This window comes from Myroides gitamensis (assembly GCF_029894455.1).
Taxonomy (GTDB): Bacteria; Bacteroidota; Bacteroidia; order Flavobacteriales; family Flavobacteriaceae; genus Flavobacterium; species Flavobacterium odoratum.
On the sequence record NZ_JARYHN010000001.1, the window covers coordinates 3,930,618 to 3,946,737 of the forward strand.

General features: G+C 36.3%; 9 protein-coding genes. 3 read left to right on the top strand and 6 right to left on the bottom strand.

Going from position 1 to position 16,120, the window contains the following annotated elements:
• The first annotated feature begins 25 nt into the window (after positions 1-25).
• From M2306_RS17500 to M2306_RS17510, 3 genes are read left to right on the top strand one after another with little or no spacing between them, the layout of a single operon-like run.
• Positions 26-4,921: a PAAR-like protein gene (locus M2306_RS17500; protein ID WP_259190743.1), complete on the top strand. Its 4,896-nt coding sequence runs from the start codon at positions 26-28 to the stop codon at positions 4,919-4,921.
• A 3-nt stretch (positions 4,922-4,924) separates the two neighbouring features.
• On the top strand, positions 4,925-6,160 hold the full coding sequence (locus tag M2306_RS17505) for a hypothetical protein (RefSeq protein ID WP_115091572.1): 1,236 nt from the start codon (positions 4,925-4,927) through the stop codon (positions 6,158-6,160).
• A 14-nt stretch (positions 6,161-6,174) separates the two neighbouring features.
• Entirely contained in the window at positions 6,175-6,432 is a 258-nt protein-coding gene (locus M2306_RS17510) for a hypothetical protein (protein ID WP_236594101.1), read from the top strand.
• A gap of 118 nt (positions 6,433-6,550) precedes the next feature.
• On the opposite strand, the gene M2306_RS17515 is transcribed toward M2306_RS17510, so the two are convergent.
• The 6 genes from M2306_RS17515 to M2306_RS17540 all read right to left on the bottom strand — a co-directional run bounded on the left by M2306_RS17515 (position 6,551) and on the right by M2306_RS17540 (position 15,989).
• Positions 6,551-7,300, bottom strand: a complete 750-nt coding sequence (locus M2306_RS17515) for a glycerophosphodiester phosphodiesterase (protein ID WP_259190742.1) — start codon at positions 7,298-7,300, stop codon at positions 6,551-6,553.
• A gap of 178 nt (positions 7,301-7,478) precedes the next feature.
• Positions 7,479-10,625 carry a S41 family peptidase gene (locus M2306_RS17520; protein ID WP_115091570.1) on the bottom strand — a complete coding sequence of 1,049 codons (3,147 nt, stop codon included), beginning with the start codon at positions 10,623-10,625 and terminating at the stop codon, positions 7,479-7,481.
• 292 nt (positions 10,626-10,917) lie between these two features.
• Complete coding sequence (gene rimO / locus M2306_RS17525) at positions 10,918-12,231, bottom strand: 30S ribosomal protein S12 methylthiotransferase RimO (protein WP_002987420.1); 1,314 nt, start codon at positions 12,229-12,231, stop codon at positions 10,918-10,920.
• 199 nt (positions 12,232-12,430) lie between these two features.
• On the bottom strand, positions 12,431-13,282 hold the full coding sequence (locus tag M2306_RS17530; protein ID WP_259190741.1) for a hypothetical protein: 852 nt from the start codon (positions 13,280-13,282) through the stop codon (positions 12,431-12,433).
• 110 nt (positions 13,283-13,392) lie between these two features.
• Entirely contained in the window at positions 13,393-14,934 is a 1,542-nt protein-coding gene (locus M2306_RS17535; protein ID WP_259190739.1) for an OmpP1/FadL family transporter, read from the bottom strand.
• 26 nt (positions 14,935-14,960) lie between these two features.
• Complete coding sequence (locus M2306_RS17540; RefSeq protein WP_259190738.1) at positions 14,961-15,989, bottom strand: hypothetical protein; 1,029 nt, start codon at positions 15,987-15,989, stop codon at positions 14,961-14,963.
• Positions 15,990-16,120 lie beyond the last annotated feature (131 nt).

The window sequence follows — 16,120 nt, forward strand, 5'->3', positions numbered from 1 at the left end:
ACAGCTAGAAGAAAAGAAAATAACCATGAAAAATGACAATAGAATTACTGTAGGGAAATCCGATCAAGATGGCCCAATGCAGCCTATTCCCTCCGATGACGGTGTACAAGCACAATATGTGGTTTGTAAAGGTGCTACTTGTAGCTGTGATGGGAATCCCTCCGCCAAGGGAACCTTGATGGTAACTTCTCAAAAGAAGTACAGCATCAATGATAAGGGAGCTGACAAGGTAGTCGCTACGGTTGAAGATACTGCGTTTGAAGAAGGTGTTTCTCCTTTTATTACGTGTAGTTATAAAAAAGGCACGGATAAAACTTGTACCTATGCTGCTCAAGGGAATTGGATGGTGCCTAATAATACCAAATTTCCAGAAGTAGCAGGTAAAGCTATCCTTACGGAAACTGGAACGTTGTGCTGTACCCTTGGCGGAACGTTGACTTTTATGACCCATGGTCAAACTGTCGATGTAGATGGTGATGAGGTACAAGAAGTAGAAGATGCTTTTGTTGATATGCGTGTGATTAATGTTTTGCTGAGTTATGAGGAACTACCATTAGAAGAACAAAAATACCCCGAAGAATATGTCAGTGATGTAGCTCAACTAGAATACATACCTAGTGAGGATGTTGTACTAACCCCAATGAGCGAAGGGAATACTCGCGCTTTCTATGTATTGAAAGGACAATTTGTCGAGTTTAGCGCTACAACAAAGGTCAACACAGCGGATCCACACAAGCGAAGAGGAGAAAATATCAGCTGGGGACTTACCGAAATACTAGAGGATGGAGTGTTTGCAGCAAGACAAAGTTCAATTTCGAAGACCTATAAGCTCCCTCCAACAGATCAAGAGAAGGTATTTTATCAAGGGTATAAACGCGTGGCTAACCCCTTTGGTTTTGTCTTTACCAAAAGTGGTCACTATATTATTGATGCGAGCTCCCGAGAGAAAATTGCAGGCACAACCTGGTCTTATTATAAAGATCAATACTGTTATATTCAGGTCGTAGATCAAGCGAGTATCCTAGCCCTTCGTTTAAGCATTGTTGATCAAGCTATTCTTGTTGGAGAGGAGGTTATACTTACCGTGACTAGTGATCTTCCTTTATCACCTGCAGTGCTAAGCACCCTGACTATAGTGGTGTGTTCTGTCTCTAAAACAGGTGAAGAATCTATAGAGTATATCTATCGCCATGCTGCAATTGAACCCATCAATAGCAGTAAACGCTATACCCAAACGGCCAATAAATTAGAAGCAAAGTTCAAGTGTGTAAATTCAGGATTATTTCGAATTAAAGTGTTACAAGACGGACAGGAATTAACAGCGTTCACGCAAACGATTGAAGTAGTGGAGTACAAAATTTTAGCGATTGAATCCGTAGAGAACCGTATTCGCCGAGGAAGTATCGCTGTGTTTCGAGCTATTCTAAAGCGTGGAGGTCGGTTAGATACAGCTAAAATAAATTGGAGACTACGCAGTCCCCAAGGAAGAACCTATGAAGTGAGCGAAGTTGGCGTTACCCATGAATTTGAATTTAAAGAAGTAGGCACTTATACCTTACAGTGTTTTTATGGGAATCAAATTGAGAAGGTGGAGAAAAAGATTGAAGTACTAGACAATGAAATAGAAGGTGTCACACTCAGGAATGCTGTAGTAAAAGAAGAAGGGGAAAATTATGCTGTTTTTGTCAATCAGGGTATTGTAATTAATATAAACATGCCTTTAGATTATAGCTATGAGGCTGTAATACCTGATATTTCAGCTTGGAGTAGTGTATTGAATTTCCATACATCCAAAGAAGAAGCTTTCGCTTATATCGCTCAGAGTAAAAGTAAAAAAGATCCTTTGTTGCTCTATGGTATCTCTTATATGAGCAAAGGCGCTAATCAAATCAAAGGAACCATAAAAATAGGAAATAGGATAACAAAGATAATAGGTGCTACGCCTGTTTACTTTACAGGTAGTACCGCAGAGTTGTCGCTCGTTTTAGCTGATGAAGGAATGTGTTTTTTGAGCATTCAGCTGGGGCAAAGTGCTCCTGTTGAGGTGGTTTTAAACAGCTGTAAAGGCAAAATAAAACAGTGGTCTTTTCACGATGGCAAACACAAAACAACGCGGATAGGCTATAAGCAAATTTTTGGCATCGCTGCAACAGTAGAGGGATGGGCAAATAAGAAGGGCAAACTCCACATCTGGTGGGACAACCGCACCAATGGAGGAACCATCTTAAAGTACTTTCAGACAGATGCAACCATCGAAAAGGAGCGACACCACTTAATCTATAGCCAAGATGTTACTTTTGATCGCAATGGTGTACTAAATAAAACGATTGAAGTTGACTCAGCCTTTTGGAAGAATTTGCAGCAGGTAGTTGACCAACAACAAGCCAAAGATAAAATCTTTAATTTTTACTTTACTCTCTCTGAGGTAGAAGTACCTTGTGAGAATCAAAATGAAGCAGTATACCACACTGAATTTCGAAAGGATCATGTATTTCCCAATCAAAGTATGTCTTCGGGGAGCTATGCTATTTTAGTAGATCAGCCGTATTGTGTTGGGCATTTTGTCGATAAGGACAAGAAAGAGTTAGAAGCAATTGTTCAGTATACGGATCAGACTTCTATTGCGCTTCATCTCTATAAAGGTTTTGAACGGGAAACAGATCAGACCATCTATGAAATCCATCTCTACGAGAATCAAACTGGAGAGGACAAATTCATTGAGTGCTATAATGTAGTGGGACATGAAACGGAAATTGTCAATTACATTCAACTTACTACCTCAAGTGCTGTGTATGGATCATCTACGCATGAGCAAGACAAAGGCAATAAGAAAAATCCTCGTTTGTTTTACTTTATTCTCTACCAATGGAGAGGAGAGCACCACGAGGAGTTCAATCAACTAAAGGGACAACCGCCGAAAAGGAGAAGTACGTATAGCGCTGGTAGTTTACTCGCTCCAATTAGGATGTATCCTGAGAATTTAGGAGTTAAGCACAAGAATGACGATAGTATAATTGAACTAGAGGATGAAGATGAAGGGAAGTATATCACAGCGTTGAAGAACAAGAAAGTTGCTAAGAAGCAGAAACAAGTTCTCAATCAAGAACGCATGGGAACCGCTTTAAAAGGAATAACTCCAGGAAGTAAATCTTTCAATGAAACAGTGGATCCCTTTGTACAAATCCACGAACAACTTGAACAAAAAATCAAGGCGATCGATCGCGAAATAAAAACGTTATCCGAATACAAGGCCCGAATAAAATGCAATAATGCTAAGATCAGTGCGGAAAAAAATGGAGTAAAAAACTACTTTAAACAGCTCAAGTTAGCTATTGACCCGATCTTTAATGAGGTACAGAATAGGAATAAAAAGAGGGTACCGGTGAAGGTGGAGGGGGAAATTGCTCAAGGGAAAACAACTGGAAATTATACTACTTGTCCGAGGTGTAACGCAGCTGTCAGAGGACTAATTAAAGATAAAAAGAGTGAGCATGAAACAGCATTAGAGGAGATATTTCCAAAATCAAAGAAAGAAGTACTAACTCAAGTAGCAGATGCCTATACAAAGTATATGAATGAATTTAAAATGAATACTTGTTGGAATAAAGCACATTTCTTTGCTCAAACATTTGTTGAGACAGGAGAAATACTGAATTTAAAAGAAGAAAATTTAGCTGGTTCAGTATGGATTAAGGGAGATGTTGAAGGGAAAGAAAGTGGCTATTATATAGATGAAACAGATATGCATAAAAGGAAGAAACAGAGGCAAAGAAGTATTGTGTTTAAATATTTTATAGAAAATAAGGATGATGCATCTAAATATGGGAGAAAAGATTTAGAGAGTTGGGGAGATAATGGAATTCAAAAAGCAAATCAAAAGATGATAGCTAATTTGGCTTATGGCCCTACAACGGCTAAGGGAAAAGAATTAGGTAATAGTGAGGTAGAGGATGGATGGCGTTTTAAAGGTCGAGGTTTTATTCAGATAACGGGGAGAGTTAATTATCAATATAGTAATCACTTTACGGAGCGTCTAGCGGGCAAAAATATAATGACAGATGAGGGAGCTAAGCTATTAGCAACAGATATTGAGGTTGCTACTATCGCTTGTATGGCGTATTGGGCTCATCCTGATAGAAAGCTACAGTATCATTCTAATTTAGAAAGTGATACAGATAGAATCTCTAAGGGAATAGGAACAAATGTTGATTATAAAGGAAAGAAAACTGCCTTTACTGATACAACAGCTAAACTTTTTAAAACAGAGGGATGTACTTTCTCCTATTTCCCTGATTATGGAGATGGGGTATTGGAGAAAATGAAGCGATATGCAGAAGAGGGGAAAAAATACAAACAAGACAATAATCGAATAAGTTTAAAGTATAAGGATATCAATGAGGTTGATTGCTCCGAATTTGTTTGTATTTACCTTCATTTATTGGGTGTCACTAAAGATGTCGCCTGGTTAACTACTGTAGATATGGTTTCTGAAGGAGCTTTCATGAAAAATAGCAGTTATAAAAAATTACTAAACGATGAATGTAGTATTGAGCATGTCGATGGTAAAGATGATATTTTTGATTCAAATTTTGTACCTCAACAAGGGGATTTTTTTGTGTGGAGGAGAGATGTGTTAGAAGGAGGTGATGGGCATACGGGAATCGTATATGCCTATGATAAGGCTACGAAAATAGTTACTATACTAGAAGCAGTAGGGGCTTTGGGAAGCAGTGATATGGATACACATATCAATACTAAATTTAAAGATTTAAGCGATAAAGAAAGAATAAAAAAAAGGACTGATAAGTTAGAAAATAATAAAACGAGAGTATCATATTACAAATTAAAAGGAGAAGCCTTACATACACATGTCGGGTGGAAAGGATATTTCCGACCAAAAGGCTATAGTAAAACATTATAAAATATGAAAACTGGAAGAATTATCGTGTTATTAAGCTTGAGCCTAATAAGTTGTAAAGAAACAAATAAACAAATAGTTAAAGCAGAACAAGTAAAGTATCAAGAACAAAAAAAGTTGCATTGGAGAAATCTAGCACAGTATGTCGATCCAAAAGACGAAACGTATAAAGAAGTTATGAAAGGAAGAGAAGAAAAATATCAACAAGTAATGAGAAAGATTAGTGTAGCAGGATTAAACGCCCCACCTGCTTATGGATTTGCAGAGTCAGATTATAGTCTTAATGACATAAATCTTATGAATGAGTTATACTATGATGGATTAAAATCAAGGGGATTTCAATTTCCGAGTGAAGAAGTTTTTAATATGTGTATAAAAGAATTTTATGGAGTAGATCTTACACAAGATCAGTCTAACAACCCTAGAGTAAGGCAAGTAGGAGACTTTTTAATTTTAGTACCTAAGTTATATACAGAGGAGATATACAAAGAAGTTCCGATGCTAGTATTTTCCTATCCTTGTATAGTATTTGATGTTAAAAGAAGGTATTATATAGATAACTTAAAAATATCCTCAGAAGAACTAGATGATTACGATGAAACATATTATCGATTTGGGATGAGTTCGTTAGATTTAGCTTATAATAATTATATCTTTTATGAGAGTAAAGCTGCTTTTGCCGAACTAAATCCATATGCTGTTACTGATTTCACTGTGATAGCGGGTAATGATAACTTGCCTATTGATCTACTCAAAGATTATCAGAAGAAGGTATTAAAAGAGTATGAAAAATCTAGCGAACATACCCGCATAGGTTGGGACTATCGCATGTTTGATCGTTTGTTTTTTTCTCGCAGTTTTGATGGAAAGCTGATTGTGAAGAAAAAAATGCTGGCTGCTGCCATAGAATTAGCTCAAGAAAATGAAGATTATATCAGTGTTCCTTTAGATTACTACTTTATTCAAATGACAACGAAGTACATTCCCAATGAATATGCAGCAGATAATGGAGAGGTCGAAAACTACAGAACAATTTTAGAACCTTATTACACCCCGGAGGAACGCGCGATGATCTGGGTATATACTTCTTTGTTGGAGCTAAATGTATCCCCAAAAGTATCTAGTAGTATTCCTTATACGTTTATTTCTCTTGCTCATCAATTTCCAGAACTATATGAAGTTGCAGAGGCACATCATTTCTTTGGAGAAGATATGACAGCAGTTTTGGAATATCTAGAATAGTAGGGCTTTTTTGTATGATACTAAAACTTGTATATATAACGTCTTTTTTAGTATCACATCTGAGTTATTTCAGTCAGAAGATATATGATAAAAACCCAGATATAGCGGCATTATCTCCTGGACTAAGTCATTATAGCGCCTTGTATTCTCAGCTGTATTTAGAAGAAAGCAGATCGGAATTACTCACTTATTTGAAGAAGAATAACTACTTCGGGTATCCTGATTATCCTGCAATGATCGAAGAAATTCGTGCAGAACATGGTATGTGGTAAATAGAAGCCCAGTGTTTGCTGGAATATGAGTATCAGTATAAAACGATGCATATAGTATAATAAAGGCAGTTGTGTCAAAACACAACTGCCTTTATCCTATAAAGCAAATAATTGAAATTTAAATTCGTTCAGGAAAATTAGTGATAATACCATCTACCTTTAGTTTTTTCATGCGTTCAATATCTTTAGGATCATTCACAGTCCATGGAAATATTTTTAGCTTTTCTTTTTTAATCAAAGCTGTGTTTTCCTCATTGAGCATTTTGTGATAAGGATTAATAGCTTTGGCTTGAATACTTAACGCAAACTCAATAGCATCTTCTGGTTTTTTTTCTGTTAATACAGTGAGTGGTAAATTGGCATCTAAGTCATGTGCAATTTTCAACTCTTCCCATTTAAAACTAGAAAGAATAAAATCGTCATACGTCCATCCTCTTTGTAAGAAATTGTGAATAATTCGATGCGTATCTACCGCCGTATTATTTCCTTTTAGTTCAATATTTAGTACTGCCTTTTTTCCTATAACATCGATCACTTCTTCTAACGTTGGAATTTTGTATTTGCCTCCTACTAAAACATCTTCCAATTCCTCTAGGGTATAACTTTCAATATTCCCTTTCGCATTGGTGATGCGATCAAGTGTATCATCGTGAAAAACAACAAGTTCTCCACTTTTTACTTTGAATACGTCAATCTCAATCATATCACAGCGTAAATCGATGGCCTTTACAACAGATTCAACCGTGTTCTCAGTAATATGCCCCATAGCCCCTCGATGTCCAATACGCAGTGTTTTTGTTTCTTGCGCGATTGTGGTAGAAGTGATTACAGTACAAAGTAAGGATAACAATGGCGTTTTTAATTTCATAGTTCAAGTATTGATTAGTGAAAAACAAAAGTGTATCAATTCTAAGGAATAGCAATTATCTCTACATTATGTTATTGTAAATAAAAAGCGATTACATTTAAAATGATAAATTTCACCATTAATATATTGAAAAAGAACGAAAAAAGAGAACTTTTTCAGTAAAAAGTTCTCTTTTTGTTTATTTCTTTGGATTTAAATCCTGTAAAATTTCTTGTACAGCACGTTCTAACTGTGGATCTTTCTTTTGAAGTCGGTCCATGAACGTATTTTTGACATAAATATCAGGTGCAACCCCTGTTTTTTCTAAATTATCCCCTTCTAAGGTATACGTTCCCCAAGATGGTAAGCGATAAAATGAATTGTCGACTAACGATTTACCAGAAGTAAAAATAATCCAACGATAGGTTTCTTGACCAATGATTTTACCCAATTTTAAAGCTTTAAAACCAGCTGCCGTCATTTCCGCATCACTAAGTGAAAATTCGTTGATTAGTAAGACAATCGGTTTTCCACTTGGGCTGAAATTACTTTGCATCGTGAGTTTGCCTTCTCTATATTTCCATTGTAGGTAAGGGCGTTGTGCCAAGAAATTAAGTACTTTATCGTGTACATTTCCTCCTGTATTGAAACGAAGATCTAAGATGACACCTTCTTTGTGGTGTTCTTGCTCTACCATATCCAATAAGAAAGAATCTAACTCCGTAGATCCCATATTTTTCATGTAACTATAGGCAATTCTGTTAGTACTCCATTCGTTGACACGTTGTTTATTTTGGTAGATCCATTCATCGTATAATAAACCTTTTTGGGCAGTAAACGAGATGGGATGTAGTTTTACCGTAACTTCTTTTGCACCGCGTAAGAAAGTCAATGCAATTTCTTCTTGGGTAGGAGCAAACGTAAAATAAGCATCGCGGTTTTTTGTGGAATCTACTTTCTGCCCATTAACATGCGTTAGTATATCACCTTGTTGTAGTGTAATATCCTTTGTTGCTGCAGGAGATTTTCGTAGTACACGCGCTACTTCATAAGGATTTGAGGCCGAGAAAATGACCCCAGTCTCTACGGTATTGTATTGTAATCTCGTTTTTTCTTCTTCCCCCGTTGAGGTAAAGCCCAAGTGAGAAGACCCTAATTCACCTAACATATCATTTAGTAAGATGCGAAGATCGTTTCTACTATTTAGATAGGGAATATAGGAGGCAAAATATGTTTTTGTAGCTTTCCAATCTAAACCATGGAAGGTTTCATCGTAGAAGTTCTCTTCTACACCTGCCCAAGTTTCATCAAACATCTGACTAAATTCTTCCGCTAAGTTTTTAGTGAAGGAATAGGAGATGTTGATTTTCTCTGGAGTGCCCTTTTCTAAAGCAAATTTGTAGATATTACTACCGCTTAATGCGTAAAGTGTTTTGTCTTTTCGTTGCAGTTGACTCACGCTTTTATCCCATACTTTTTCTGTTTTAGCGTCTTCAAATTGCTCATAAATTTTGCGATATAATGTGTATTTGCCATTTTCTTGATTGGTAGAATAATACACATATTCTTTTTTATCCTCTTGGAAAACAGCAGGTGTATATTGATTGCCAAATTTGTCGCTAACGAGTTCAATACGATCGAGTACATCTTGTGTATTGATGCTGACTACAACGGCTGGTTTAGGTGTTTCTGCTGCTTTTGTTTTACCCTTCTTGCTTTCGACTTTTTCTTCTTTTTTGACCACAAATAATTGATCAAACTCATCTGATTTAAATGGTTCAGCATACCAATCCAATGCTAGTCGATAGATACTTGCATTTTGCATACCCATCGGATAAGAAGGATTTAAGCGATCACTAGTGAAGTAAATGTATTTTCCTGACGGAGACCAAACAGGATTCGTTTCTGAAACTCCTGTATTCGTCAAGTTGAGGGTTTCATTTTTTTTGATGTTATGAATAAAGATATCATCCTCAAAATTTCGTTTTGCAGTAAAGAGCACATACGCTCCATCTGGTGAAAAAGACGGTGGAGCACTTTGGAAAGCCCATATTTCATCCTTGACAATCGTTTTAGATGTAAACGTTTGTAGATCGAGTAAGCGAATTTCATCTCGACCGCTCGTATAAACTGCTTGGGTAAGCTCTTGATTAAACGTCAAATCCCTATTATTACGCGTGTCATGGGTTAACTGTTCTGCTTTTCCTTTGCCGTTCGCTGCAATTTTGAACCAGTTTTGATAACCGTTGTACGTTTGACTAAATAAAAGCGTTTGATTGTCTTTCAACCATTTTACTTCCATCACTCGTTCTGTACCCATAGTGATTGCTTGGATAAACTTACCTTCAATATCCGATACAAATAGCACTCCTCGACTAACGAAGGCTAGTTTTTTTCCATCAGGGGAAAGATCAAAGAAACTAATATTGTCTTCTACTTTAAAGGTTTGTTCTTTAGCAATCGATTTATTCGTGTTTAATGTAATATCAAGCGAACGAACTTGATTTAGCTTGGTGTCAAACACAAAAAGTTGGTAGTCTTTTTCAAAAATAACTTGACTTCCATCTGCAGATACAAAAGGTTTTTTGATGGAAGAAGTGAATTCAGTTAAGGCTGTCTTCTTGCCATTTCTGAAGGTGTATAGGTTGTAATGTCCATTATTTTCATCCGAAATAAAGTAAATATTACCTTGTCGATCAACTGTAGGATTAAAATCTTTACCGTTGTAATCTGTATAGGATTTGAAACTTTGATTCGTTGGATTATACCCTAAAATATCGGGGTTATTTTCACCCTTGTATCGTTTACGTGTTACTTGATTTGAACTTTCAGTTGAATTGGTAAACAAGTATTCACCCGCTGGTGTTTCAACTAATCCATTGGTGTTGTTGAAATAGTTGGTGAAGAGAGGCGTAGGAGTCCCTCCATTTTTACCGATGGAAAAAGAAGCATAGTTATTATATGCATTACTCGTAAAATAGATTGTTTCACTGTCCCAGCTCCAGCTTTCCATTTCATCTGCTGCTTGGTGATAGGTTAACTGTTGAATTGGACCACCAGTTAATGGCATCAGAAAAATATCCTTATTGCCATATTGATCTGAGCTAAAAGCTAGCCATTTACCATCTGGAGAAACACGCGGATTGGTTTCATTACCTGGTAGGGCAGTGAGTCTTAACGCTTCTCCACCTGATGTGGGCACTTGCCAAAGATCTCCATCAAAACTAAAGTAGGTGGTTTTTCCATCTGGACTTAGTGAAGGAGTAGAGGTAAAGTGCACTTTATTTTGACCCCAGGCCATGGAAGTCAAGGCTAAGGTTAGAAGAGAAATAGTCTGTTTAAGCATAATACTATATTTTTCCTAAACTTAAAACTATTTTGCGCAAGAGCCAAGTTGTTTTTTGTGCCGCTTGTTTTTTGTGAGGTGGTAAGAAGATGAGAGGATGAGAGAAGATGAGGTGATGAGCAAACCCATAACTTCATAGCCCATAACTTCCACCCCATACCCCATAACTTCCAACTCACAACCATAACCTCCAACCCATAACCTCATTACTTCCACCCCATACCCCATAACTTCCAACTCATAACCATCAACCAAAAAAAATCGCCATCTCTTGAGATGGCGATTTTTTATATTAGTTTGCAGGACTTCCGTATAAATCGAACTCTGTTGCTTCATCAATGGTGATGGTAGCAAATTCTCCAATTTTTAGGTAGTGCTTAGTTGCGTCAATTAAAACTTCGTTATCAACATCTGGGCTGTCAAATTCCGTACGACCAATGAAGTGATTTCCTTCTTTTCTGTCGATGATACAACGGTAAGTTTGTCCAATTTTTTCCTGGTTTAATTCCCACGAAATTTGAGCTTGAATCTCCATGATTTCGTTTGCTCTTTCTTGTTTTACTTCCTGAGGAACGTCATCTTCTAAAGAATAAGCATGGGTGTTTTCTTCATGAGAATAGGCAAAACAACCTAAACGCTCAAAACGCATTTCTTGTACCCAATCTTTCAAGATTTGGAAATCTTCTTCTGTTTCTCCAGGGTATCCAACAATTAAAGTTGTACGAATAGCCATTCCTGGTACAGCAGCTCTAAACTCATTTAATAATTTTGTTGTCTTTGCTTGTGTTGTTCCACGGCGCATCGATTTCAAGATATTATCTGAAATATGTTGTAATGGAATATCGATGTAATTACAAATTTTAGGCTCGCGCTTCATTAATTCCAATACATCCATAGGGAAACCTGTAGGGAAAGCATAGTGTAGACGAATCCATTCGATACCTTCTACTTTTGTTAAGTTTTCAAGTAACTCCGCTAAGTTTCTTTTTTTATATAAATCTAGTCCGTAATACGTTAAATCTTGAGCAATAAGAATTAATTCTTTTACACCATTTTTAGCTAGTCCTTCTGCTTCCTTTACCAATTTTTCAATAGGTTGAGAAATGTGTTTTCCACGCATAATAGGAATCGCACAGAAACTACAAGGACGGTCACATCCCTCTGCAATTTTTAAATAAGCATAATTCTTAGGTGTTGTTGTTAAACGCTCACCTAGAAGCTCATGACGGTAATCAGCACCTAAAGCTTTCAAAAGAAGAGGTAAATCTGTTGTTCCGAAGTATTGATCCACATTTGGAATTTCAGCTTCTAAATCAGGTCTGTATCGCTCAGATAAACATCCTGTTACAAAAACTTTATCTACAACACCTTGTTCTTTTTTATCTACGTATTCTAAAATAGTATTAACTGATTCTGCTTTTGCATTGTTGATAAAACCACAAGTGTTGATTACAATGATATTCGCTTCCTCGTTTGTCGCTTCGTGTGTAACGTCTTTACCGCTAGCTTTTAATTGTCCCATTAACACTTCACTGTCGTAAAGGTTTTTAGAGCAACCTAGGGTTACAACGTTTATCTTGTTCTTTTTTAAAGATTTAGTTCTCATTTGTTTGAAAAAAATTGGACTGCAAAAGTACATTTTTTTTCTATATAGCGAAGAAGCTTTGTGAGAATTATAAGAAGTGTTGAGGTTATCTAAAATGATTCCGTTTTAGATAAGAGGTGAATGCGTGAGACTTAAGGAAATAAAAAAAAGTGGCTAACTCCAAAGAGCAGCCACTTTATTGTGGTATAAAGAAGTGAATTTACAGTTTGAAAATTCCTCCAAATGCTATAATTGTCTCACCAAACCAGAAGTTGTGGAAAGCTTTGTCTTTTTTGCTAGCTGTTGTACGCACATCATACATATCGATATATCCTCCTTTTAACTCCGCTTGCACGAAGAAGTGTTTAAATAACGTTACGTTTAAACCCGCTTTTGCAGAAAAACCTAAACCAGAAACGTGAAATTCATCATATCGATCTTTACCCAACAAAGTTGTATTTGTTTTAGGATAGATGATACCAAATCCAAGACCTTCTGTAACATTCACCTGGATTTTATCTGTATTGTAAATGCGGAATAATTTCGAGATATCATCTACGCGGTTTACTTCAACATTCAAATAGTTTAATCCATCTGTATGCTCGAATTTCAAAAATTCTTCTGTTAATTTTACTTGATCCGGATGATCCGGTACTTGTTCTCCGTATGAACCTGCACCATAATATTCTCCTGAATAATTTACGGTTTGATTTTGACGCATCACATATTTCATGTGGTCAACACCAATAGAGATATTGTACTTATCCGTAATAAAGTATCCAATTCTCAAGTTCGTTTGAGGAATGGTCATACGTCCTGGATTGATGTAATCAACGTGCCATCCTTTCGGTTTATCATCTGCTTTTACATCTTTGATGGTGAAATCATAGTTTTCCCCTCTAAAACGGATGTCTGAATTGGTATAATATCCTCTGTTTCCTCCCCAGTATATGTAAAATTTACCTTTATTTGAGGCTGTATAACGTAAAGGCGTAGTTGCTGTTTCTTGTGCAAATCCCACTGTAGTTGCCAACAAGCATACACTTGCAAAAAGTTTAAAAAAGGCTTTCATTAGTTTGATTTTTTTAATTCCTTAAAATTTTGATGCAAAAATACAATAAAAAAATCTCTTTAAGAGTTTATCCTTAAAGAGATTCATAGTATTAAAAATTCTAAATACAATTAGAAATTGATGACATAAGATAAGGTTACCCAATTTTCTTTCATTTTCCAAGTCGCATTATCATATAAGTTATTTACCGTCATATCTAGTACATTGGTAGTATATGAACGAGCAGTGTGTGAGTACGCTAAGTCTAATCTTGAATCTCCAAATTCATAACCAATACCCGCAGAGAAACTGTTTAAGTCTCCCATATATTTGATGTTTTTATATGGGCTTTCCTCAAAGCGATATCCTCCACGAATACTTACTTGTTTGATTCTGTATTCTCCACCAATGCGGAATTCACTTGCTGTTTTCATTTCAGTGCTATAGAAGTCATTCATGATGCTATAACCACCGTCATTTTTAGGTCTGAATTGATTGTTGCTATAATCTTTAATACTATAGTCCACACTAATTAATCCTCTTTTATTGAAGACATAAGCTAAACTTCCAGTGTATTTTGCAGGAGTTTTTAAATTATATCGTTCAAAAATATTAGTCACTGCAGGATAAACAGCATAGGCTTTAGCATCCCCAACTACAGTTGTAGCAACTCCTTGTGTAATTTCATCACGCAGGCTATACCAAGTAGGAGATTCATAAGCAACCCCTGCTCTTAATTCATCCGTAATCTGACCAATTACCCCTAAGTTAAAAGAGAATCCAGTACCATAGGTGTAAAGTTGATTGGTATATGTAATGGACTTTACCATTCCAGCAGGTAAATTACTACGGTTGATTTCCACAGCATCTGAGGTTTGTTTGTAATCAAATAGGTGCAAATTTAAATTGGCTCCCACAAAGATACGATTCCCTAATTGTGCTGAAAAGTTACCTGAAAACTTACTGTTGTATCCGTCAGTACTTACATATTTTCCTTGAGTATAGGTATCTTGGTTTGTTCCGAAATTAGCCTCATATTCACCATCTTTACTTCCTTTATTCAAGATGAATGTTTCATGCGCTAAATAGGTCTGTTGTCCAGGATAGTTGGCAATATACCCCGCATTAATATAATCCTGATTCTGGTTGTTTCCAGGTACTAATACACGATGAGGAACCTGATATCCATTGGCTAATTGATAAAAGTACTCACCCAGAGAGTTTGTTTGCCCTGTTCCCATGATGCGGTAATCGTTGTTCAGGTTTTTAGTACTTTCATAGTTTACTCCAACAGCAAATTTTCTCATTGTTGCTTGAGCATCATTGGAATTAAAAACGAAAATAGCACCCAATTGACCTACATCAAGTCCTGTATAGTTTTTGGACTCGCTGTTGTTTAGGTAATTTGTTTTATTCTTCTTATTAGCTAATGATAGACTGAAAGAAGCTTGGTTATAGTTGAATATAGCACTTCCTGCAGGGTTAATCTTAAGGGCAGATAAGTCTCCTCCAACTGCACCGAATGCTCCACTCATTCCTTTGAAACGAGCTGTACCGTTCATGTCCGATTCCGAATATCTCGAAATATCTAATGGGTTTATTTCTTGTGCCTGTATCGCTCCAATTGTTAAAAGTGAAGCGCTTAATCCAAAAATAAATTTATTTATATACATAGGTATGATCAAATAGGTTAATGTAATTATCTGCGAGAACTACTACTGCTTCTGCTACTTCCTCCGCCGCTGTAGCTGCTTCTTGAAGCACCACTACTACCACTGCTATAGTTGCTTCTTGAACTACTACCGCTGTTGTAATTGCTTCGAGAACTGCCACTGTTGTAATTACTTCTTGAGCTACTATTGTTGTTATAACTTCTAGAACTGCTAGAAGAATTAGAACGGCTGTAGTTGCTATTCGATGAATTAGTGTTGTATGATCTGTTGTTATAATTGCTGTTTGAATTCCCTCTTGAATAGTAACTATTGTTGTAGTTTGTATTGCTGTTGCTATAGCTAGAACGACTTCTACTGTTTGTTGAGGTAGATGTTGGTCTAGTGCCCTGATAAGTAGATCGGCTGTAATAACTTCTTGAGTTACCACTACTATTTAAGTTGTTTGATCGACTATAGTAGCTATTGTTTCTTCCGTTATTTCCATTCGGATAGGATCTAGAATTCGAATACGAAGATCTAGAACCTCTTGGATAATAGTTGTTGGTATAATACCCATGAGAGTAGTAAGGAGAATAATATCCGCCATAATACGGTGAGCCCCAATAGTGATTATTGTACCAAGGTCTATAATAACTGTTCCAACCCCAACCAAATCCAATACTTAATCCCCATCCACCGCCATAGTAATATGGATCGTAGAACGGATCATAATAACCATAGCCCCAATAGGGTCTATAATTATTGTTATAATAGTTTACTTGAATGCTAGAAGGTTCTGTTCCCCATGATCCATAACTAACTGCCTTATTTGGTATATTATTCAATATACTGTCATTTACAGGTGAATTATAGGCATTGACATCCGTGAAATATTCCATATCTTGGTTAAGAGATGCAAAATAGTTCTCATAGTAATTACCCGAATCATTACCTGCATAGGGATCAGCTTGTGTGCTTTGTCCATAAATACCATCTTGATTATAAGAAGCATTATGGTATGAGCCACAAGAAATAGCGAATCCTCCTAGAAGTAAGAAAAGGCTGATTCTTCTCATGCTTATTGTTTTTTGAAGAATTGTAGTCATTTTCGATGGGAATTTAATTGTTGTTAAAAACAAATTTAGTTACTTTTGTGGAATTATTATAGTTAATTAAGAGTTAAACAACTTAACTGCTAATATATTAA

Bases quoted from the DNA above. Each gene is read 5' to 3' on its own strand.
- rimO (WP_002987420.1), bottom strand. From the start codon at position 12,231: ATGAGAACTAAATCTTTAAAAAAGAACAAGATAAACGTTGTAACCCTA.
- M2306_RS17505 (WP_115091572.1), top strand. From the start codon at position 4,925: ATGAAAACTGGAAGAATTATCGTGTTATTAAGCTTGAGCCTAATAAGT.
- M2306_RS17500 (WP_259190743.1), top strand. From the start codon at position 26: ATGAAAAATGACAATAGAATTACTGTAGGGAAATCCGATCAAGATGGC.
- M2306_RS17520 (WP_115091570.1), bottom strand. From the start codon at position 10,625: ATGCTTAAACAGACTATTTCTCTTCTAACCTTAGCCTTGACTTCCATG.
- M2306_RS17510 (WP_236594101.1), top strand. From the start codon at position 6,175: ATGATACTAAAACTTGTATATATAACGTCTTTTTTAGTATCACATCTG.
- M2306_RS17515 (WP_259190742.1), bottom strand. From the start codon at position 7,300: ATGAAATTAAAAACGCCATTGTTATCCTTACTTTGTACTGTAATCACT.
- M2306_RS17530 (WP_259190741.1), bottom strand. From the start codon at position 13,282: ATGAAAGCCTTTTTTAAACTTTTTGCAAGTGTATGCTTGTTGGCAACT.
- M2306_RS17535 (WP_259190739.1), bottom strand. From the start codon at position 14,934: ATGTATATAAATAAATTTATTTTTGGATTAAGCGCTTCACTTTTAACA.
- M2306_RS17540 (WP_259190738.1), bottom strand. From the start codon at position 15,989: ATGAGAAGAATCAGCCTTTTCTTACTTCTAGGAGGATTCGCTATTTCT.